Origin of the sequence: Ruegeria sp. SCSIO 43209 (assembly GCF_019904295.1) — a bacterium.
Taxonomy (GTDB): Bacteria; Pseudomonadota; Alphaproteobacteria; order Rhodobacterales; family Rhodobacteraceae; genus Ruegeria.
Genome location: NZ_CP065359.1, coordinates 1,610,786 through 1,631,312, shown reverse-complemented (window position 1 = coordinate 1,631,312; position 20,527 = coordinate 1,610,786). Strand labels below are relative to the sequence as shown.

General features: G+C 56.6%; 16 protein-coding genes and 1 pseudogene. 5 read left to right on the top strand and 12 right to left on the bottom strand.

Going from position 1 to position 20,527, the window contains the following annotated elements; genetic code table 11:
- Positions 1–45: 45 nt before the first annotated feature.
- The 7 genes from I5192_RS08210 to I5192_RS08180 form a co-directional block, all read right to left on the bottom strand.
- On the bottom strand, positions 46–1,482 hold the full coding sequence (locus I5192_RS08210) for a DegQ family serine endoprotease (protein WP_223118156.1): 1,437 nt from the start codon (positions 1,480–1,482) through the stop codon (positions 46–48).
- 746 nt (positions 1,483–2,228) lie between these two features.
- On the bottom strand, positions 2,229–2,843 hold the full coding sequence (locus I5192_RS08205; protein ID WP_223118155.1) for an NTP transferase domain-containing protein: 615 nt from the start codon (positions 2,841–2,843) through the stop codon (positions 2,229–2,231).
- A gap of 31 nt (positions 2,844–2,874) precedes the next feature.
- Positions 2,875–5,292: an FAD-dependent oxidoreductase gene (locus I5192_RS08200; protein WP_223118154.1), complete on the bottom strand. Its 2,418-nt coding sequence runs from the start codon at positions 5,290–5,292 to the stop codon at positions 2,875–2,877.
- Positions 5,293–5,397: 105 nt separating this feature from the next.
- The gene (locus I5192_RS08195; protein ID WP_170393312.1) at positions 5,398–6,705 is read right to left on the bottom strand and encodes an HlyC/CorC family transporter; all 1,308 of its coding nucleotides are present in this window, start codon (positions 6,703–6,705) and stop codon (positions 5,398–5,400) included.
- A 63-nt stretch (positions 6,706–6,768) separates the two neighbouring features.
- Positions 6,769–7,725: a site-specific tyrosine recombinase XerD gene (locus tag I5192_RS08190; protein WP_170645926.1), complete on the bottom strand. Its 957-nt coding sequence runs from the start codon at positions 7,723–7,725 to the stop codon at positions 6,769–6,771.
- Positions 7,726–7,727: 2 nt separating this feature from the next.
- Complete coding sequence (locus I5192_RS08185; protein ID WP_223118153.1) at positions 7,728–9,254, bottom strand: hypothetical protein; 1,527 nt, start codon at positions 9,252–9,254, stop codon at positions 7,728–7,730.
- A complete protein-coding gene (locus I5192_RS08180; RefSeq protein WP_170393309.1) occupies positions 9,244–9,393 on the bottom strand; it encodes a hypothetical protein in 150 nt (49 codons plus the stop codon). The genes I5192_RS08185 and I5192_RS08180 overlap by 11 nt, the downstream gene beginning before the upstream one ends.
- 79 nt (positions 9,394–9,472) lie before the next feature.
- Here I5192_RS08180 and I5192_RS08175 point away from each other — a divergent pair, with 79 nt between their 5' ends.
- Both I5192_RS08175 and aroB read left to right on the top strand, forming a co-directional pair.
- Complete coding sequence (locus I5192_RS08175) at positions 9,473–10,060, top strand: shikimate kinase (RefSeq protein WP_170393308.1); 588 nt, start codon at positions 9,473–9,475, stop codon at positions 10,058–10,060.
- Complete coding sequence (gene aroB, locus I5192_RS08170; RefSeq protein WP_223118152.1) at positions 10,060–11,172, top strand: 3-dehydroquinate synthase; 1,113 nt, start codon at positions 10,060–10,062, stop codon at positions 11,170–11,172. The genes I5192_RS08175 and aroB overlap by 1 nt, the downstream gene beginning before the upstream one ends.
- 3 nt (positions 11,173–11,175) lie before the next feature.
- On the opposite strand, the gene I5192_RS08165 is transcribed toward aroB, so the two are convergent.
- Together I5192_RS08165 and ssb are read right to left on the bottom strand one after the other, a co-directional pair.
- On the bottom strand, positions 11,176–12,246 hold the full coding sequence (locus tag I5192_RS08165) for a site-2 protease family protein (RefSeq protein ID WP_170595835.1): 1,071 nt from the start codon (positions 12,244–12,246) through the stop codon (positions 11,176–11,178).
- An 18-nt stretch (positions 12,247–12,264) separates the two neighbouring features.
- Entirely contained in the window at positions 12,265–12,750 is a 486-nt protein-coding gene (gene ssb / locus I5192_RS08160) for a single-stranded DNA-binding protein (protein ID WP_170393305.1), read from the bottom strand.
- 207 nt (positions 12,751–12,957) lie between these two features.
- On the opposite strand from ssb, the gene I5192_RS08155 reads away from it, so the two are divergent.
- From I5192_RS08155 to I5192_RS08145, 3 genes are all read left to right on the top strand, one after another.
- A complete protein-coding gene (locus tag I5192_RS08155) occupies positions 12,958–13,536 on the top strand; it encodes a lytic transglycosylase domain-containing protein (protein WP_170393304.1) in 579 nt (192 codons plus the stop codon).
- A gap of 87 nt (positions 13,537–13,623) precedes the next feature.
- A complete protein-coding gene (locus I5192_RS08150; protein WP_170405297.1) occupies positions 13,624–14,586 on the top strand; it encodes a LuxR C-terminal-related transcriptional regulator in 963 nt (320 codons plus the stop codon).
- Between the two features lie 129 nt (positions 14,587–14,715).
- Positions 14,716–15,702 (top strand): MBL fold metallo-hydrolase, encoded by a 987-nt coding sequence (locus I5192_RS08145; RefSeq protein ID WP_170510750.1) that lies wholly within the window; start codon positions 14,716–14,718, stop codon positions 15,700–15,702.
- A gap of 115 nt (positions 15,703–15,817) precedes the next feature.
- Here the strand turns inward: I5192_RS08145 and I5192_RS08140 are convergent, their stop codons facing one another.
- The 3 genes and pseudogenes from I5192_RS08140 to I5192_RS08130 form a co-directional block, all read right to left on the bottom strand.
- A complete protein-coding gene (locus I5192_RS08140; protein WP_170393301.1) occupies positions 15,818–17,905 on the bottom strand; it encodes an ABC transporter ATP-binding protein in 2,088 nt (695 codons plus the stop codon).
- Between the two features lie 93 nt (positions 17,906–17,998).
- Positions 17,999–19,463 (bottom strand): annotated as a pseudogene (locus I5192_RS08135) (ABC transporter permease).
- A 13-nt stretch (positions 19,464–19,476) separates the two neighbouring features.
- On the bottom strand, positions 19,477–20,523 hold the full coding sequence (locus tag I5192_RS08130) for an ABC transporter permease (RefSeq protein ID WP_170393299.1): 1,047 nt from the start codon (positions 20,521–20,523) through the stop codon (positions 19,477–19,479).
- Positions 20,524–20,527: the final 4 nt, after the last annotated feature.

The following is a 20,527-nucleotide window of genomic DNA, read 5'->3' as shown; positions in this document are numbered from 1 at the left end:
AAGCGCTCCAGATTTCCCCATCATGTGGCGCGCTTAGGTGTAGGGTTAGGCGATTTCGACCGCGACGAAGATCTGGTTGCCACCGCGATTGATCAAAACCAGAGCTGGATCCGTCTTTTCGTTCTCCAGCGCTTCTTTCAAAGCGTCTGGCGTAACGGTATCCAGATTGCCCAGTCGAACGATCACATCACCACGCTGCAATCCGGCCTTGGCCGCAGGGCTTTCGGGCTCCAGATCGGTGACAACAACACCATCGATGTTCTCGGCCACGCCAATCTCGGCGCGGGCGGTTTCGGTCAGCGGTGCCACGGTTACGCCCAGCGACGTACCTTCGAACTTGTCTTCAACCACGCTATCGGTCGCCGCCGAGGCTGACTGATGCTGACCGATTGTCAGTTCGATCTGTTCTTCTTTGCCATTTCGAAGAACAGTCAGCGTGCTATCAGTACCTACCTTGGTCGTGCCAACCAGGATCGGAAGATCGCTACTGGAATCAACGGCTTCGTCATTGAAGGTCAGGATCACGTCACCTTGCTGCAGTACGCCATCGGCCGGGCTGTCAGGTACAACATCCGATACCAGTGCACCTGTTGCCGTATCGATACCCATCGCAGCAGCCAGTTCGGGGCTGACATTCTGGATCGACACTCCCAACCAACCGCGGCTGACCTCGCCGTCATCGCGCAGATCAGCCGTGATGTGATCTACAATATTCGAGGTCACCGCAAAGCCGAGCCCGACTGAGCCGCCGCTTGGCGAATAGATAGCCGAGTTCACACCGATCACTTCACCTTCCATGTTGAACAGCGGACCGCCCGAGTTGCCTTTGTTGATGGCAGCATCGGTCTGGATGAATTCGGCATAAGGGCCTTCCGAAATATTGCGTCCCTTCGCGGAAACAATACCGGTCGTGACAGTTGCATTCAGGCCAAACGGGTTGCCGATGGCGACGACGTCTTCGCCCACACGAATGACGTCGCTGTCACCCATTTGAACGGCTTGCAGGTCTTCCCCTGCGTCGATTTTAAGTACGGCGATGTCCGTCAGCGGATCTGTTCCGACGATTTCGGCTTCGAAAGTGCGGTTATCGCTCAGACGTACGGTCACTTCGCTGGCGTTGTCGACAACGTGGTGGTTGGTAACGATGTATCCCGCCTTATCAAGTACAAAGCCTGATCCCAAACCCTGGCTGGGGCCTCGCTGCGGCATGTCAAATCCTTCAGGACCGCCGAACCGTTTAAAGAACTCGCCAAAGGGATGGTTTTCGAGGTCGAACTCCTGACCTTGTGTGGGGCGTGGTTTGGCATCTTGCTTGGCGGTGATCGTGACCACCGAAGGCGAGACGGTTTCGACCAGATCGGCCAGAGCCTCGTCTGCCATTGCGGGCAGGGCGGTGGTGGCCATCATGGCCGCGCCCAGTGCGGTAGCTCCCATCCAGCTGGATGTGCGTGGAATAAGCAGTGAGGATTTACGGATGCTCATTTTGACTCCTGTCTATTTCGGCGGTTGATCCCGCGCATTGAGACAGGAGATGCACTGGCAACCTTGGGATATCCTGAGAGAAATATTAAGAAACCTTAATTTCGCCACGTTTCGCCGCTTTAATGACTCCGTTCAACGTGCTCGGGTAGCAAGAATCAGCTTGGGTGCTATGTGGCGAATCGGTGGATTGTTGCCGATAAAGTCAATAATTTCGAAAAAGCATTGAATTGATTCATTTTTGTTAACAAAGAAACGACGCTTTTGCGGTCTCAAAAATACTTCTCCTAAAAGTTGCGTGAGATGGAGTGTTCAAATTTCGAACACGCCCGTCGATGCCTTTGAAATAGGTAAGTTAGCCGTATTCTAAGTGCGCAACTGACGGAAACTTCTGGAAAAAGTATAAGTCGATGCAACCATTGGTAGAATCCAGAGTGTTGCATTGTTGCTCAAAAGCCAGTGCGCCTGCGCTGAAATTTACCATTTCATCCAATTTTACATTGTTTGAACGCATCGGATCAGCGACATTGGAGTTGCCCAAGTGAGGGGGGCCTTAGGCACTAGGGGGTGTCAAAGGCGCATCTCAGTCTCCATAGCGCTGAGCGGCATGTTAACGAGGGGGTCTTGTTTAGGTTCAGCAGCACAACGTCGGGAAGCCTGATTGGCGATCTGACCGCGCTTTAGAGATTGGTGAAAGTGGTAGTCCTGTTTTTGGGCATGCGACCCGGTCATTATTGACCGGGTCGCGTTTATTTGAGGGGCTGCTTTTGCGGTCGGCCCGCATTCCAACGGGTCCAATCGGCGGGTGTATCCAAATCAAGCAGCGCATTCTGGGCGGGCAGGCGATGCAGATGAACCTTGCCCTTGTAGCGTTGCACAACAATCTGCGCGCCGCTGTCACCGTTCAGTTCCGAAAGCTCTGAAAATAGAGAACGATCAAACACGACAGGATGGCCGGGAGCGCCTTCGTCAGTAGCCCCACGCCATATCAGATTGTCAGGGTGGGTTTTGACTGATCGGAGAACGCTGTTCAGGTCTTGGGTTGTGAGGTCCGGAAGGTCCGATAACAGGATCATGACCGCAGGTGCATTTGCTGGAACGGAGGCCATTGCGCCTCTCAAACTGGCATTCATGCCTTCTTGCGCATTTGGGATTTCGACCAGTTGAACATCGAGGCCCTGTAGCACCGTATATCGGGGATGTGGGGCCGGGGGCAGGGCGATGATAACGTGACCTGCGGCAAGCGCCCGCTGAGCCACTCGGCGCAGAAGCGGCACGCCTTCAATCGGTTGCATTAACTTATCAGCACCACCCATGCGGCTGGATTGCCCGGCAGCGAGCAGGATGATGGGAATCTGGGTCATTTCGCAAGCATGCCGTCGGTGGATTAATAAGTCATCCCCGCATTCTTGCGCCATCGGGATCGAAAAGTGGGGTCGTGATGACACGCGCTTTGTGCATCTGACCTAGAATTTCAATTTCAACCGCACGTCCCTCGGTGGCCTGTTCAGTCGGGAGGAACCCCATGGCAATCGACTTGCCCGCAAAGTGCGAATACCCACCAGATGTACAGAAGCCGACAACAGCGCCGTCTAACCAGATCGGTTCGTACGCGTTTACATCTGCATCTGCCGCGTCGACCTCAAAAGCCACCAAGCAGCGATCAGCGCCAGATGCGCGCTCGGCCTCGGCCGCTGCTCGGCCTATGAATTCGCTGCTCTTGGAGAATGAGATAAACCGATCCAACCCGGTTTCTGCCGCTGTATAGTCGGGTGAAAATTCTCGCATCCACGAGCCAAAGAACTTGTCCAGACGCAGACTCATCATTGCGCGCATGCCAAACGGGGTCATGCCGTGGGCTTGACCCGCTTGCCACAGGCTCCACCAAAGTTGCCGTTGGGCCATTGGGTCGCAATAAATCTCATAACCCAGATCGCCCGTATAGCTGACACGCTGAACGATGCAGTCGGTCATGCCAATTGTCATCTCGCGCACGTCTAGAAACCTGAGCGAGTTGACTGCTTCTCGGGTGCAGGCCGACAAAACCTCGGTGGCCTTGGGGCCTGCGATCTGAAACCCATTCAACCGGTCGCTGATGTTCTCGATGCCCACGCCATGGTCCTGGTTTTGCAGGAACCAGCGCATATGAAATGCCTGACTGCCGTATGAGGCGGTCAGGTGAAAAAGGTCGTCGCCCAAGCAGGAGACGGTGAAATCCCCGATCAGCTTACCTTTATGCGACAACATTGGCGTCAGTGAAACGCGGCTTGGTTTGGGTATGCGGCCCGCCATGATGCGATCCAGCCATGCACGAGCACCGGCACCGGTAATACGGTATTTTCCGAAATTGTGGACTTCGTTGATCCCAACACCTCCACGCACGGCACGAACTTCGCGGCCGGTGGCCTCAAAGGCGTTGGAACGGCGGAACGAGGGTGTCTCGAAATCCGGTTCATCGCCTTGGGCAAAGTAGTTTGGTACTTCCAGCCCGTATTGCTGCCCCCAAACGGCACCGAGATCGCTGAAGATGTCGTACATTGGTGTTGTTCGGTTGGGACGCGCTGCAGGCAGTTCCTCGTTCGGATAAGCGACGCTGAACCGCTTCTGATAGTTCTCGATCACCTTGGGGCGCGTATAGCCCGGGCTGATCCAATCGCCAAACCGCGCCACATCCATGGCAAACACATCGCGTTCGGGTTCGCCTTCGATCATCCATTGAGCGAGGGTCAAGCCAACACCACCGCCTTGGCTGAAACCGGCCATGACACCGCAGGCTGACCAGTAGTTCCGCACGCCGGGCACCGGGCCGACCAGAGGGTTGCCATCCGGGGCAAAGGTAAACGGCCCATGGATGACGGATTTGACACCCGCCTCAGCGAGAACAGGGAAGCGTTTGTAGGCGAATTCGATGCTATCGGTGATCTTGTCGAAGTCATCGGGCAGCAATTCATGGCCAAACTCCCACGGGGTGCCGTCGACCGCCCAAGGCTTGCAGGGCTGTTCGTAGAAGCCGATGCACAGTCCACGCCCTTCCTGCCGCAGATAGCTTTCGCCAGCGGGGTCCATCACATGCGGGTGCTCGCCACCTGCGTCGATGATGGCCTCGATCTCGGGTATGTTATCGGTGACCAGATATTGATGCTCCATCGGATGCAACGGGAAATAGATCCCGGCCATCGCACCGACCTCGCGCGCCCACAATCCGCCCGCATTGACGATATGTTCGGCGTGAATTGTACCCTTGTCGGTCACCACGTCCCAAGTTCCGTCCGGGCGCTGGTTCGTCTCGCGCACCATGCAATGTGTTTCGATCGTAGCCCCGCCCATACGCGCGGCCTTGGCGTATGCGTGTGTTGTACCCGACGGATCAAGATGCCCGTCCAGCGGATCATACAGCGCACCAAGGATGCCATCGGTGTTGGTGATCGGAGCAATTTTCTTGATCTCCTCTGGCCCGACAATCTCGGTCTCAAGACCCATGAATCGGTGCTTGGCGCGTTCGGCGAGCAACATGTCGAACCGGTCATAATTGTCGGCCAGCGTGACGCCGCCGACGTGGTGCAGGCCACACGACATGCCCGTGATCTCTTCCAGCTCTTTGTACAGCCGGATGGTATAACCCTGCAGGGCGGCCATGTTTGTGTCGCCGTTCAGGGTGTGAAACCCGCCCGCCGCATGCCAGGTCGAACCGCTGGTCAGCTCAGACCGTTCCAGCAGCATCACATCCGACCAACCGAGCTTGGTCAGGTGATAGAGGACCGAGCATCCGACAACGCCGCCTCCGATAACTGCGACACGGGTGGTGGTTTTCACGATGTTTCTCCCTCGGCTTTTGGCCGAGCCTGCCGAGGGCTCTGGCGTATTACTGTTCCGTTCGCGACACCGCGCGTCGTTTGCTGAATACGCGCGCTGTAGGGCTTAGAGAGGACGAACCTTGAGGGCGGTGATCCTGTTGCCTTCGCGGGCCGTGACCTCAAATCGGAAACCGTGGAACGAGAATACTTGGCCCACAATGGGGATCATCTGAGCCTCGTGGATCACCAAACCGGCCAGCGTGTTGGCTTCTTCATCCGGCAGCGACCAGTCAAGCGCGCGGTTGGCGTCGCGGATGGTCATTGCGCCTTCGACCAGATACTGGCCGTCGTCAGATCGGGTAACGGGGACATCTTCGTCGATGTCGAACTCGTCTGCGATCTCGCCCACGATCTCTTCCAGAATATCTTCCAGCGTGATCAGCCCGCGCAGCGATCCATATTCGTCAACAACAAGCGCGAAATGGCTGTGCATGCGAAGAAACTCACGCATTTGGTCGTCCAGAGTGGTGGTTTCGGGCACGAAATAAGGATCGTTGGCAACCTTCGCGATGTCGAAATTCTTAAGCCGCTCTGGATCACCATCCGCGCCGCCTACCTGTGCATACATTGCGCGGAACAAGTCTTTGGCGTGCACGACACCCACGATGTTTTCCTGTTCTTCACGGAACACAGGCAGGCGGGTGTGTGGGCTTTCCAGACACTGTTTCAGGATCGCCTCGGGTTCGTCATCCGCATCGATCATCTCAATATTCGAACGGTGAAGCATGATCTCTTCCACCGCGCGGTCGCCAAGATCGAGCGCGCCCAGAATACGGTCGCGATCTTCTTTTTCGACCACACCTTCGGAATGGCCCAGTTGCAATGCGCCAGCGATTTCTTCACGGACCGCAAGGATGTTGCTATCGGGGTCGATCTGTACGCCGAACAGGCGCAATACACCGCGCACCAGTAGCCGGACGGCAGCCACCACCGGCGAGAACACCGTTACGACGACGCTGATAACGGGTGCCACCAAGGCGGCGGCTTTTTCGGCGTTGGTAATCGCGTAGGTCTTGGGCAGCACCTCGGCAAAGATCAGCACCAGAAGGGTCATCACGAGCGTCGCCAGCGCCACACCGCTTTCGCCGAACAGGCGGGTAAACAGGGCGGTTGCCAACGAAGCGGCAAGGATGTTGACAAGGTTGTTGCCGAGAAGGACCGAGCCGATCAGACGTTCGTTATCATCGGTGATTTCCAGCGCTTTTTTCGCCCCGCGCGAGCCTTTGTCAGCCTGCGCTCTCAGCTTGCCACGCGATGATGCGGTCAGCGCAGTTTCGGAGCCCGAAAAAAAGCCCGATAGGACAAGGAGAAGAAGAATGGATCCTGTCGTGATCCAGAATGCGCCATCAAGCAGAGAAGGAGTGGGTTCCATTGGTCCTAGGTTGTTCGTGTTGCTGCATTCGTTATGGGGGTGCGGGCCCGGCCAATCAAGGGGTTAGCCCTGATCTGTGGTGTCGTCTTTGGCCAGCGGGTGGTGTTCCAACACCAGTTCCGACAGGCGCTCATCCAGAACATGCGTATAGATCTCGGTTGTCGCCACATCTGCATGGCCCAACAGCGTCTGGATCGAGCGCAAATCCGCGCCATTGGCCAGCAGGTGCGTCGCAAACGCATGGCGCAGCGTATGAGGTGTGACTTTTTCAGGCGAAACACCGCCTTCGATCGCCAGTTCCTTGACCAGCAGAAAGAAGCGATGCCGCGTCAGGTGCCCGGATTTCCCGCGCGACGGGAACAGGAAACGCGACGCTTGCCCCCCTTTGGAAATAGCTTTTTCCTCGGCCGCATCGCGGGCTTGCAGCCAGTCTGCCAACGCCTCGCGGGCAGGGGGGGACAGCGGAACCATCCGCTCTTTCCCGCCTTTGCCGAGGACCAGCAGCATGCGGGGATCACCTCTGGCTGAACTGACCGGCAGCGATACCAGCTCTGTCACCCGCATCCCCGTCGCATAGAGCAGTTCCATCAGGCACGTGTTGCGAATTCTGTCTGCGTCGGAACGGCCCGTGCGCCGCGCTGCTGCAAGCAGGTGGTCAACTTCGGGCACGTCCAGTGTTTTTGGCAATCGCTTGGGGCGCCCTGGTCCCTTGATCTGGATGGCCGGATTGCTTTCGCGCCAGCCTTCTTCGAAAGCAAATCGGTACAATTGTTTGATCGCCGACAACCGCCGTGCCCTTGTCGAGCGCGACAGGCCCTGCGCATCGCAATCGATCAGGTAACCTTCGATCCGATCGCGATCCGCTTCGGAAAAGCCCGATTTCCGACGCGTCAACCAATCAGAGAAATCTTTCAGATCCCGGCCATAGGCGAGCAGGGTGTTGGTGGCAGCGCCAAGCTCGGCAGCTTGCGCTTCGAGGAAGGTGGAAATCCACAGCTCCTGAGACGCGGGCGCGGTCATGCTCAAGCCCCGTTCAAGATCATCAACTGCAACGCGGCCCGACGTGCGGTGTCTTCAAGACCCACGCGGCGGAACGCAGCGATTGCAGCGGTCAGGTCGACCAGATTGCCGCGCGCGCCATGGGCGAACAATTGCATCGTTTCCAGAATGGCTTCGCCCAATTGATCGTTGCTCAGAAGCCCGTCGATATCCGAAGGGATGGGCGCGGACCAGGCAAAGCCCTGCGAAATGGCATCCGCCAGAGGGGTTGGTGACGGTGCGCGCTGCGGATCGCCCTGCGCCAGGGCGGCCAGAAACATGTTGGTCTCTGAACTATCAGGCACGTTTTGCGCCGCGTCTTCATAAAGCTCGGACAACAGCAGAATACGCCACCTCAGATTCTCGGCAGCCGGACCAGACAGTTTGATTGCAGCCAGGCGCGGGGCAAAGAGTTCGGCAAATGGAACCTCAAGCCCGACGGTTTTCATCTGAGCCCAGACCTCAACAAGAGTTTTGGAAACTGCCTCGGGATTTCCGGTTTCCAATGCGGTTTCGAACCGTTGGATGGCAGCCACGCGGTCCCAGACAGCACCCGAAGCAGCCGGAGAACGTTCGGTATACAGGCCGAGCAACTGATTGGGTGTCAGCGCCCCAATCCGCGTCAATCGTTCAGCAGCTTCGACCTGGGCTTTCCAGCCCGCCACATCGCGCAGATCGGCATTGGCGAACGCCCGTGGCAGTGAAGCCGTGGGCAAACGTTCACCAATGGCTTCGAACAGACGGAACGTAAGCGGATTCGGGTCGTCGGGCTGAGGAAGATACTCGGCCCCTTCGAACAATTCCGGGCTGAGAAAGCGATCGAGCAATGCCAGCTGTTCATCGGGAAGCACCTGCAGCGCATGAGCGGCTTCGAGTGTCAGAGCAGCTGACGCCCAATCTCCACGACGGGCCTTGCAGAATATTTGCGCTGCGTAATCCCGAGACAAATTCGGCTGCGCGATCAGCGCGGTGCAACTCCGGTCTTCGTCACCCGTCAGCAACGTCGCATCGAACCAGCGTTTGAAACGAGCTTGCGTATCGGTCGGACCGGCCAGCTGAACCAGAGACTGTACCGGATCGGATGCGCCCAATTGCATAAGGCGGTCCAGTCGCGCCATAAGCAATTTGTCTTCTGCCTGTCCTCCGCTTGGGGGACGTGCCTCGGAAAGGAGCAGGGTGAACAGCAGCCGTTGCATTGCGGGGTTGGACTTGACCCGCACCTGCCCGATCAGTTCCGCCAGACGATCCGCATCGCTGTTCTGCCACAAGTTGACTGGCAGACCCGTGACGGAAGAGGCCACCAAACCCAGCGGAGGCGACAGCGCCTCAAGCGGGGTGACCTGAATATCCGGCTGCAACCCTGTCTGGGTGACAGGTGGCTCTAATAGCACTGTGCCCGGCAGATTCTCAGGCGGGTCGGTCAGCCAGTCGATGATCGACAAGGGCTCCGTCGATTGTGCCTGCGCAGTTCCGGCTAGAAAAAACGCCAGAAGAGTGGTTCTAGTCGGCATTCAAGATGACCGGTTCGCGGACTTCACTTTGAGGAGCGGAAAAGTCCGCACCAAAAAACGGCCCGACATAGGCATACCCAACCAGCCCGATGAAACACAGGCAGATGAGGTAAATCAGGAACTTGATTAAACGGCCCATGGGTGAACGCTGCCTCAATTTTTGCTTTTGCCCAAGTTATAACTAGCATTTTTCTTAAGATCACGTCATTCACGACGAAATGAGCGAAATTAAGCATAACACGGTGCGTTCCGACACAGCGGCGCAGTTTCAACTGCACAAAACCGTCGTTTTGGTCGGAATGATGGGGGCTGGAAAGACTGCGGTGGGCCGGGCCCTTGCGGCTCGGCTAGGCGTTCCCTTTCTCGATAGCGATTCCGAGATCGAATCGGCCGCCAACATGACCATCCCCGAGATCTTTGCCCGCGATGGTGAGGCGTTCTTTCGCAGCAAGGAAAGTCAGATCATCGGGCGGCTTCTGGACGAGGAAAAAGGCATCCTGTCGACTGGGGGCGGCGCGTTTCTGGCAGAAGGCAATCGAAAAATGATCTCAGATCGCGGTGCATCTGTGTGGTTGCGGGCCGATCTGAACGTGTTGTGGAATCGCGTCAAACATAAAGACACGCGCCCATTGCTGCGTACGGCAGACCCGTATGCAACGTTGCGCGGTTTGTACGAGGCGCGCGTGCCGATCTATGAACAGGCCGATCTGGTGGCTGACTCAGATGGCGAAACCGCAATCGAAGATATGGTGGATCGGGTGATCGCTGCATTGGTGACGCGCCCTGATATTTTGGAACGAATTTAATGCATCAAACCGTACATGTTGATCTGGCCGAGCGTTCATATGATGTTGAGATCGGTCCCGGCCTTTTGGCGCAATCTGGGGAACGGATTGCTCCACTGATAAAGCGTAAGCGTGTCGCGGTTCTGACGGATGAGACTGTCGCGGGCCTGCATCTGGATGCACTGCGTGAAGGCCTGGCCTCAGCCGGGATCGGGATGAATGCTCTGGCACTGCCAGCGGGTGAGGCCACCAAAAGCTGGCCGCATTTTGAGCGCGCGGTAGAATGGTTGCTGGCGGAGAAGGTCGAACGGAACGACATCGTCGTTGCGCTAGGTGGGGGTGTGATCGGTGATCTGGTGGGATTTGCTGCAGCAGTGATGCGGCGAGGGGTACGCTTTGTTCAGATACCTACCTCGCTGCTAGCACAGGTCGACAGCTCGGTTGGGGGCAAGACCGGGATCAATGCGCCACAGGGCAAGAACCTGATTGGAGCGTTTCACCAGCCGTCACTGGTGTTGGCCGACACGGACGTGCTGGGTACTTTACAGACGCGGGACTTTCTCGCCGGATATGGCGAAGTCGTCAAATATGGACTGTTGGGCGATGCCCAGTTCTTTGAGTGGCTTGAAGACAACGGGCCTCTGTTAGCATCCGGCGACATGGCGGCGCGTGTGCAGGCCGTCACACGTTCGGTTCAGATGAAGGCCGATATCGTGGCACGCGACGAGACCGAGCAGGGCGACCGGGCGCTGCTCAATCTGGGTCATACTTTCTGCCACGCGCTTGAGGCTGCGACCGATTATTCTGATCGATTGCTGCACGGTGAAGGTGTCGCCATCGGCTGTGCGCTGGCGTTTGAAACTTCTTCTCGGCTGGGGCTTTGCCCGCAAGAAGATCCAAGCCGTGTCAGGGCGCATTTGCGCGCCATGGGCATGAAGACTGATCTGGCCGATATTCCGGGTGAACTGCCGGATGCAGAAACACTGGTCGATCTGATGGCGCAGGACAAAAAGGTCGTGGATGGCCAGTTGCGTTTCATTATGGCACGAGGCATCGGGCAGGCATTCGTCACTTCAGAAGTGCCGCGCGAGACAGTGGTCTCGGTGCTTGATGATGCGCTGGCCGCCTGCTGAGATTCAGCGCCCCTGGATTACCATCAGCTCGCCGATGTTTTCGCGGGTGATATAGCCAACCATGTGTCCCGATTTGGTGCATACAGCAATTGCGGGTGCACCTTTATGCAGGCCATTCAGAACTTGGTCCAATCCGCTGGTGAGTGCGACTTGTGGTATGTTCTTATCCATAATCGACGCTGCAGGCTCGGATCGGGGATGGTCGCTTGCTAACGCTGCGAACAGTCGGTCACGGGTGACAAAACCCAAAAGGCTGCCATCCTCGGCCAAGACGGGAAACTCGTGCTGGGTCGTATGAATGACCGCTTGAGCCGCCGTCGCCAACGTATCATCGGGCGACAATGCCTTGAACTCGGTGATCATCGCATCCCGGGCCTTAACACGCCGCGCAACCGAACGTAGCGCAACGTCCTGGTTTTCGGAATTCGCGGCAATGAAGACAAAGACGGCGATCAGAACCAGTATCGGGTTGCCAGAGGTCAGCCCCAGAAAGCCAAGCCCGACCGCTACGATCTGACCGCCAAGGGCGGCGATCCGCGTGGCCTTGGCACGTTCCATCTTCATACATAGCAAGGCGCGGAATACACGCCCGCCGTCCATCGGAAATGCCGGGATCATGTTGAAGGCCGCCAGCAGCAGATTCACATAGGCCAGACGGCTCAATAGGTTCGTGCCTGCCGAGTCGATCTGGGCCAGCGATCCAAGTTGTATCCCCGCGCCTAAAACCACGAGGATGGCCCAGATGACGACGTTTACGGCCGGGCCTGCTAAGGCGACCCAAACCTCCTGCATCGGTTTTTCTGGCATCCGCTCAAGACGTGCCAGTCCACCGATTGGCAGCAAAGTGATATCAGGGGTGCGAATGCCGTATCGCCTTGCCATGAGCGCGTGACCGAATTCATGCGCGACGACACAGGCAAACAAAGCCAGAACGAACAGGATGTTGTTGAGCGCAGCGGGCCAACCGCCGCTGGAATACGCCGCAAAACCAACCCAGGCGAGCAGCAGGAAGAAGGTGACATGGACCCTCAGTTCCGAGCCGAGCAATCGGCCAAGTGAGAAGGACCATGCCATGTTGTTTCTCCGTTTGGTTTAGAACGGAATCTCGTCGTCATCGATGCCGCCGGATGCAGGGGCAGGGGCGCTGGACTGACCGCCATAGGGATCACCATAGCCTCCTCCGGCCTGACCACCGCCATAGCCACCACCGCCGCCACCGCCTTCACCGCGGGCATCCAGCATAGTCAGCTCGCTGCGGTAAGGGCGCAGGACAACCTCAGTCGAATAGCGATCCTGCCCCGACTGATCCTGCCACTTGCGGGTCTCTAACTGGCCCTCGACATAGACTTTGCTGCCTTTACGCAAATACTGCTCGGCAACGCGAACCAGAGGTTCCGAGAAGATGGCGACTGTGTGCCATTGGGTTCGATCCCGACGCTCACCAGTGTTGCGGTCTTTCCATGTCTCTGATGTTGCGATGCGCAGGTTGCACACCTTACCACCGTTCTGGAACGACCGCACCTCGGGGTCGGCACCGAGATTGCCGATCAGAATGACCTTGTTGACTGAACCCGCCATATATTCCCTCGTTTTACTCTGACTGGATGGCGCCCGAATCTGGCGCTGTATTCTGCTGCTGACCCTATACGGGCTACGACTTGGTTGAAACATGATTGATCGTGCAACGCTGAGCAGGAAAACATTAGGACTGTCTTAACCAAGCTTTCATTTCCGGCTGATTTAACTATAATCTGATTGGTTGTTGAGGGTGCAGGATTGGCATTAATGCGTTTTCTGGTCGGCGGTATCTCGGTATTGGGTCTTTGTCTGACGTCGTTCGTGACGCAGGCAGAAACGCTGTCCACCAAGAATCGCAAGGCGATATTCCTCAAGCAATCCAAGGTTTTGGATAATCGGGCCGCTACGCAATATCGCGGCTCTGAACGGCTTAAACCCAAGACCGAGCGTGGGAAATTCGTCAAGCGTTACTCTGGTAACTACCGGGGCCAGTATCTGGATCATGCCAGAAAAGCAGCGCGGCAACATAACGTGCCGGAAGAACTTTTCCTGCGACTTGTTCAACAAGAAAGCGGGTGGAACCCGAATGCCAAATCCCACAAAGGGGCCTTAGGTCTTGCGCAACTGATGCCCCAGACCGCGCGGCTGCTGGGCGTCAATCCGCACGATCCGATCCAGAATCTGGAGGGTGGTGCGCGTTATCTTTCCTGGCAATACCGCAAGTTCAAGTCCTGGCGCCTTGCACTGGCAGCTTACAATGCAGGGCCCAAAGCAGTTGAAAAGCACGGCGGAATTCCACCCTACAAGGAAACCCAGAATTACGTAAAAGTGATCTGGGGGGGCTAGCTGCGCCGCAGCGTGTCTGTTTCTTGATCTACCGCCAAACGCTGTCCTAGTCTGATTGGATAACCTTTCGGACTTGTGCGAATTACGATGATCCAAGATCGACCCAACATACCACCCGAAACAATGGCGAACTGGCAGCGTTTGGTCGACCTTGTTTCGCAGCTGGCCGATGTGCCCGCCACTTTGATCATGAAGACCGAAGCGCCGGATCATGCGGTTCTGATCACATCGGATCATCCAGAAAACCCATACCCGGTCGGCATGAATTTTCGACTGAACCCCAAGCTCTATTGTCAGGGCGTTCTGGAACGCGACGGCGAATTTGTTGTCGAGGACGCAACATGTGACCCGGCCTGGAGCGACAATGAGGACATGGAGCATGGCATGTCCTTCTATATCGGTTTTCCGCTGAAGTGGCCGGATGGTTCGGTATTCGGAACAATCTGCGTCTTGGACCGTCACCGCAATCGCCGGGCCTTGTTGTTTCGTGAAGGTTTGGCACAGTTTGCGCGCATGGTTGAATCGGATTTGGCTTTGATCCAAGAGGTTTACCTGCGCCGAGCGCTGGAAGTGAAGTTGAATGAAACTCTGGCGCAACTGGAGCACCGCGTCGCGGCGAGGACGCGGGAGCTGCAGGAAACAAACACGGCGCTACGGGTGCTGTTGACCAGTTTGGACGACGATCGGAAAGACCGGGATCAGGATATCGTAGATCAGGTTCGCACGATGGTGTTGCCTTATCTGGACAAGTTGCGCGGGCTATTGACCGAAGGCGACGCCTCGCAAGTTTATCTGGAATTGGCCGAGCGTAATCTGCAAGAGATTACTTCAATGATTTCCGACAAACTATCGGATGCGTTTTCGGTCATGACGCCGACCGAGATCGAAATTGCTCAGCTGGTCATGTCGGGCAAAACCACGAAAGATATCGCCCGGGCGATGTCGCGCGAAACTTCTACAATTGATTTTCATCGTAACAATATTCGTCGAAAACTTGGCCTCGAAGGCCGTGACCAGAACTTGCGAAGCCATCTTTTGTCGATTTCGTGATTTCTGAATATGGGGATTTCCCCCATATTCCCCCCCGATTTTTCTGATCTGAGCAACCTGTGCCACGCGCGCTAGGCTGGTCGCAAGGGTGCGGACCAAGCCGGGCCTTTTCAACTCGGGAGGATAAAAATGGATCGCAAAGATCTGAAACCCACAATTCTAAACGGAGAACGCGACACATTGGCAACTGGTCTGTCGCGTCGATCGTTCTTTATGGCTGCCGGGGCCGCCGGTGTCGGTGCAGGGGCCTCACTGCTGGGTAGCAAACCGGCCGAGGCGCAATCGCAGGCCTGGCTACAGCCTGGCAATAATAACCACGTAATCGATCTACAGGGCTCGACTGGTCAGGCAAGCACGGGAGCGGTTGGAATCGATTATTACGGTCACTGCGCGATTAAAATCACCTCTCCAAACGGAGCGACCGTGTTGTTTGATCCTTGGCGCGATGATCCCTCCGGCGCATGGGGCCTGTGGTTCCGCAACGAGTTCCCGCAGATCCCAGTTGATATCACTATGTCCACTCATGCTCATTTTGACCATGACGCTATCGAGCGGCCAAGTTCCACAATGGTTTTAGACAGGATGGCGGGCAATTTTGAATTTGCTGATCTTAAGATCACAGGTTTTGCTGACAAACATGCCTGCGTTGCGCCGGGTTGGTACGAATGGACCAACGCCTTGGCCGAGTTTGGCGCGGAAGCTTGTCCGCCCAACAACGTCGGACATATGGATATGGTGGTCTACCTTGTCGAAACCGGAGGCATTCGCACCTTGATCTGGGGCGACAACCGCCACAATCCGCCTCAGGAGTTCTGGGATGCTATAGGACAGGTAGACGTGCTGACTTTGCCCGTCGACGGATCGGAACACATCCTTAGCTTCGATCAGGGCAACGATATTGTCGCCAAGCTCAAGCCCAAGATCATCATCCCGACGCACTACCTCAATGAGGTTACGTCATACACGCTTACGACGCTGCAGGCCGCAGACGATTGGGTCAAAAGCCAGCAGAGTTACAAGATGCTCGACAGCGCCAGTCTAAAACTGGAAGCCGGAGATGTGGCGGGTATGAACCAGGAGTTCATGCACTTCGGCAACAACGTGATGACGGGCTGATTACGATCAGAAACTGCCACTCACCCACGACCTGCGTCGCCTGTCTCCCCACTAAACGTGACGCAAATTGAAAGGGCCGGTCTTTGACCGGCCCTTTTCTTTCGTTTGCGCGGATTTATTCGGCCGCAATTTTGATAACCGGCTCCATTTTGGCCAGAATGTCTTCGGCAAGGTGACATTTCACCTGATGACCATCCGCAAGTGTCTGCACCGGAGGCACATGGGATTCGCATCGCCCATCCGGCACTTCTGATTTCCAGCGACAGCGTGTTTGGAATGGGCAACCCGGCGGCGGGTTCATGGCCGAGGGGATATCGCCCTCAAGCACGATGTGCTGCTTTTCGATCGATGTGTCTGCGATTGGAACCGCACTTAGCAATGCCTCAGTGTAGGGATGATAGGGTGGGCTAAAGACCTGATCGGTGGTGCCCAGTTCAACCACATGCCCCAGATACATCACCATCACACGGTCACTGAGATAGCGCACGATTGAAAGGTCGTGACTGATGAACAGCAGCGTGGTTTTGTGCTCGCGCTGAATTTCCATCAACAGGTCTGTAACGGCAGCTTGTACGGATACGTCCAGCGCCGAAACCGGTTCATCCGCAACCACGATCCGTGCATCACCGGCAAATGCGCGGGCGATACCGACGCGCTGCTTCTGACCGCCTGATAGCTGGCGTGGCATCCTGTCCGCGAAGGCGCGGGGCAATTTCACGAGATCCAGCAGTTCCAGCATCCGCTTCTTGCGATCAGCCTCGGAGTCACCGACGCCAAAGATTTCCAGCGCCCGGATGATTTGACGGCCTACGGTCATCGACGGGTTCAGCGTGTCGAACGGGTTCTGAAACACCATCTGCACTTCGCCAACGGTCTTGGCGTCGCGTTCTTCGATGGGCACGTCCTCGATATTGCGGTTGTCCAGCAGGATCTGCCCGTCGGTGGCCGTTTCCAGCCCCATCAAGACCTTCGCAAAAGTGGATTTGCCGCAACCGGATTCGCCGACAATGGCAAGCGTCTCGGATTCATGCGCTTCAAAGCTTAGCGTCTCATTGGCCTTGACCACTTTGGTCTCACCACCGCCGAACAATGCATTCGCCGCCACCTCATAGTATTTCTTGAGGTTGTCCATTTTCAGAACAGTCCGGCCAATCTCGCCTTTCTCTTTCTGTTCACCAACGGTGATTGGCGCGTTCCAGTCGATTTCCTGGAATTTCAAGCATCGCGTGTGGTGTCGGTCGTTGCCCGGTACCGCCTCCATCAGGATATCCTTGGCGTCACAGCGACCTTCTTCGAAATAGTCGCAGCGCGGACCAAAGTTACAGCCCGGAGGCCGCTCATGGGGCAGTGGAAAATTCCCAGGTATGGCCACCAGCGGGCGCGAGTTCTTGTCAGCGCCCGGCAGCGGGATCGAGCGGAACAGCGCCTGCGTATACGGGTGCTGCATCTCGTCGAATACATCCTTGATCGAGCCACGCTCGACGGCTTCACCTGAATACATCACGCACAGCCGGTCGCAGGTTTCCAGCACCAGACCCAGATTGTGCGAAATGAACAGCATCGAGGTGCCGTATTTCTTGCCCAGATCCTTGACCAACTCGACCACGGCGGCCTCGACCGTCACGTCCAGAGCGGTTGTTGGCTCATCCAAGATCAACAAGGCAGGTTTCGACATCAGCGCCATCGCAATCACGATCCGCTGCTGCTGACCGCCTGACAGCTGATGCGGGAACGAGTTCAGCATCCGCTCAGGGTCGGGCAGGCGTACATCGGTGACGACCTCCAGCGCACGCGCGTAGGCCTCTTCCGCGCCCACACCTTCGTGGATCATCGGCACTTCCATCAGCTGCTTGCCGATCTTCATCGCCGGATTCAGCGATGCCATCGGCTCTTGATAGATCATCGCGATTTCATTGCCACGTATGTCGCGCAGCTCTTCGGTGGTCATTTCACCCAGATCACGCCCCTTGAACTTGATCGAGCCACCGACGATGCGGCCATTCTTGCCCAAATCCTGCATGACACCCAACGCCACGGTAGATTTCCCACAACCTGATTCACCCACCAAACCGACGGCTTCGCCGGGTTGCACACTGACCGAGAAATCCATCACGGCAGGGATCTCACGAAGGCGGGTAAAGAAGGAAATCGAAAGCTTGTCGATCTCCAGGATTGGCCCGTCATAATCCGCCAGTTTGTTCATCTTATTACTCCTCGCGAGAGTCCGGGGGTTCCCCTTCATCTGGCTAAAAATATCTCGGGGGTCCGGGGGCAGAGCCCCCGGCCTCGATCACAATCAGTCCTTCAGACTTTCTTCGCGCAGACCATCCGCCAGCAGGTTCAAGCCAAGAACCAGCGACAGCAATGCCAGCGCGGGCGGCAGTGCGGGATGTAGATAGATCGACAGAAGCTTGCGCCCCTCGTTGATCGTCGAGCCCCAGTCCGGGCTTTTCCGGTGGCAGCCCCAGCCCGAAGAAACCCAAGGTTCCAAGCAGGATGGTCGTGTAGCCGATGCGCAGGCAGAAATCGACGATCAGCGGGCCACGCGCGTTGGGCAGGATTTCCCACAGCATGATGTACCATGGACCCTCGCCGCGCGTTTGGGCCGCAGCCACATAGTCGCGAGTTTTGATGTCCAGCGCCAGTCCGCGTACGATGCGGAACACGGTCGGAGAGTTCACGAAGACCACCGAGACGAACACCACCAGAATACCGCCTGGAATATCGAACAGATCAAGGTAGGTCGGCAGACCCCAGATGCGGTAGCTGTCGGTGTTGATGATGTAGCCACCGGTCGAAATCAGCGACAGGTAGAGCCAGAGCGCAACACCCAGAACGCCGATCAACAAAGGCGTTCGAAAACTGGGACGCGTATAGAAACGCGAATTCAGCAGAACGCCGAGGAAGATGATCGGGAACACGAATAGGATCGCCGCCATATAGTTCGGCACGCCGGTCGCTACGATCTCGGGCGTGACCAAAAGGTAGAACAGCAAGATAACGGGAAAAGCCAGGATCAGGTTCGCGAGGAATGACAGGAGCGTATCCAGACGCCCGCCATAGTAGCCTGCGGGTAAACCCAGAGTGATACCGACCATGAAGGCAAACATCGTCGCCAGCGGCGCGATCTGCACGACGATCCAAGCACCTTTAACCATACGGCTAAAGACGTCGCGCGCGAGGTTATCTCCACCCAGCAAATACCAAGCGTATTGACCGTCCTCCAGATTGGGAAGCGGGGTGCCCGGCACTTTGTTCTTCATACCCGAGACCTGCGACAGGGGATCGTGGGTTACGATCAGATCGAGTGCGCCAAATATGCCGGTGAACACCCAGAACATCACAAGGCCAAAGCCGATCATACCAATGGGGCTGTCGAACAGCTTGCCATATAGGCCCAGCTTGCGCTTGAACGCAATCGACATCGCATAAAGGATGATCAGCGACAGCCAGACGGGCAGAAACTGCTGAGAGATAGCGCCGATGATGCCAGCACTGGTCCCCATCAGGATGCCAAGGACAATGTACGCCACCGCAATTCCCACACTTGCCAGAAAGCTATAGCGTAGCGACGATTGTATCAGGATTCTTAGGCCAGAGCTCGAACTGAGCGTCCCATCGGCATTCACAATCATCTGATCTTCGGGCAGCACGATACTTGCCAGCATCCAGACAACGATGGACAAAAGCATCAGTCCCAACGCAAGCATCAACAGCGGGTTCAGGAAGGCGATAGAGCCGGTCCAGGTAAGTGGTTCCATGATCTATCCCTCCTTACGAAATGCGGATGCGCGGGTTGAGGTAGACATAGCCGATATCCGAGATCAGCTGCGTCACCAGCACCACAAAGACCGACACGACCGAGATCGCCAGCAGCAGCTGGATGTCATTGTTGCCCGCTGCCTGTACAAGCGCCCAGCCAAAGCCCTTGTAGTTGAACAGGGTCTCGACGATCACGACACCATTCAGCAGCCATGGGAACTGCAGCATGATGACTGTAAAGGGCGCGATAAGCGCGTTGCGCAGCGCGTGTTTCATGACGATGTTCGGGAATGACACGCCTTTCAGACGCGCCGTCCTGATGTATTGCGCCGTCATCACCTCGGTCATTGAGGCGCGGGTCATCCGGGCGATATAGCCCATCCCGTAAAGCGCGATGGTCAACACTGGTAAGAAGAAATTCTCAAATGTCGGGTTCTCCATCGCCTGAGTGGCGGTGCCTTTGAACCATTTGAGTCCGACGGCGGAGGATGTGAAGATCGCTATGAAGATCACACCCGAGACGTATTCTGGGGTCGCCGTCGTCGTAATGGCAAAGGTTGAAAGCGTCCGGTCAGTGGCCGAACCTTCCTTCATCCCGGCCAGGATGCCCAGAATAAGTGCCGAAGGGACCATCAGCAGCATCACCCAGAACATCAGCCGTCCGGTCAGTGCCAGCCGGTTGCCAACAACGGTAGAGACCTCTTCCTTGAAGACAGTTGAATATCCCCAGTACCCCTGCAGGATACCGCAGAAATTCGGAGATTCCTCGGCAGTTTTGCCTGGCAGGATACATCTGCCCTGAACGGTACCGTCCTCATTCGTGTGTCGGAACGAGGGCAGGACACCGAGCCATTCACCGTATTTGATCGGCGTGGACTGGAGGTAGCCGTTTTTCTCCAGATAGCTTTCTACCTGTTCATCAGACATCCTGAAATTGCCCTGCGTCTTCGCAAGCTTTTCCAGGTTCGGGTAGAGATTGGTAAGGAAGAAGACCAGGAATGTCAGGCACAATGCTGTCAGCAGCATAATCCCCACACGCCTTAGAATAAAAAGTCCCATGTTA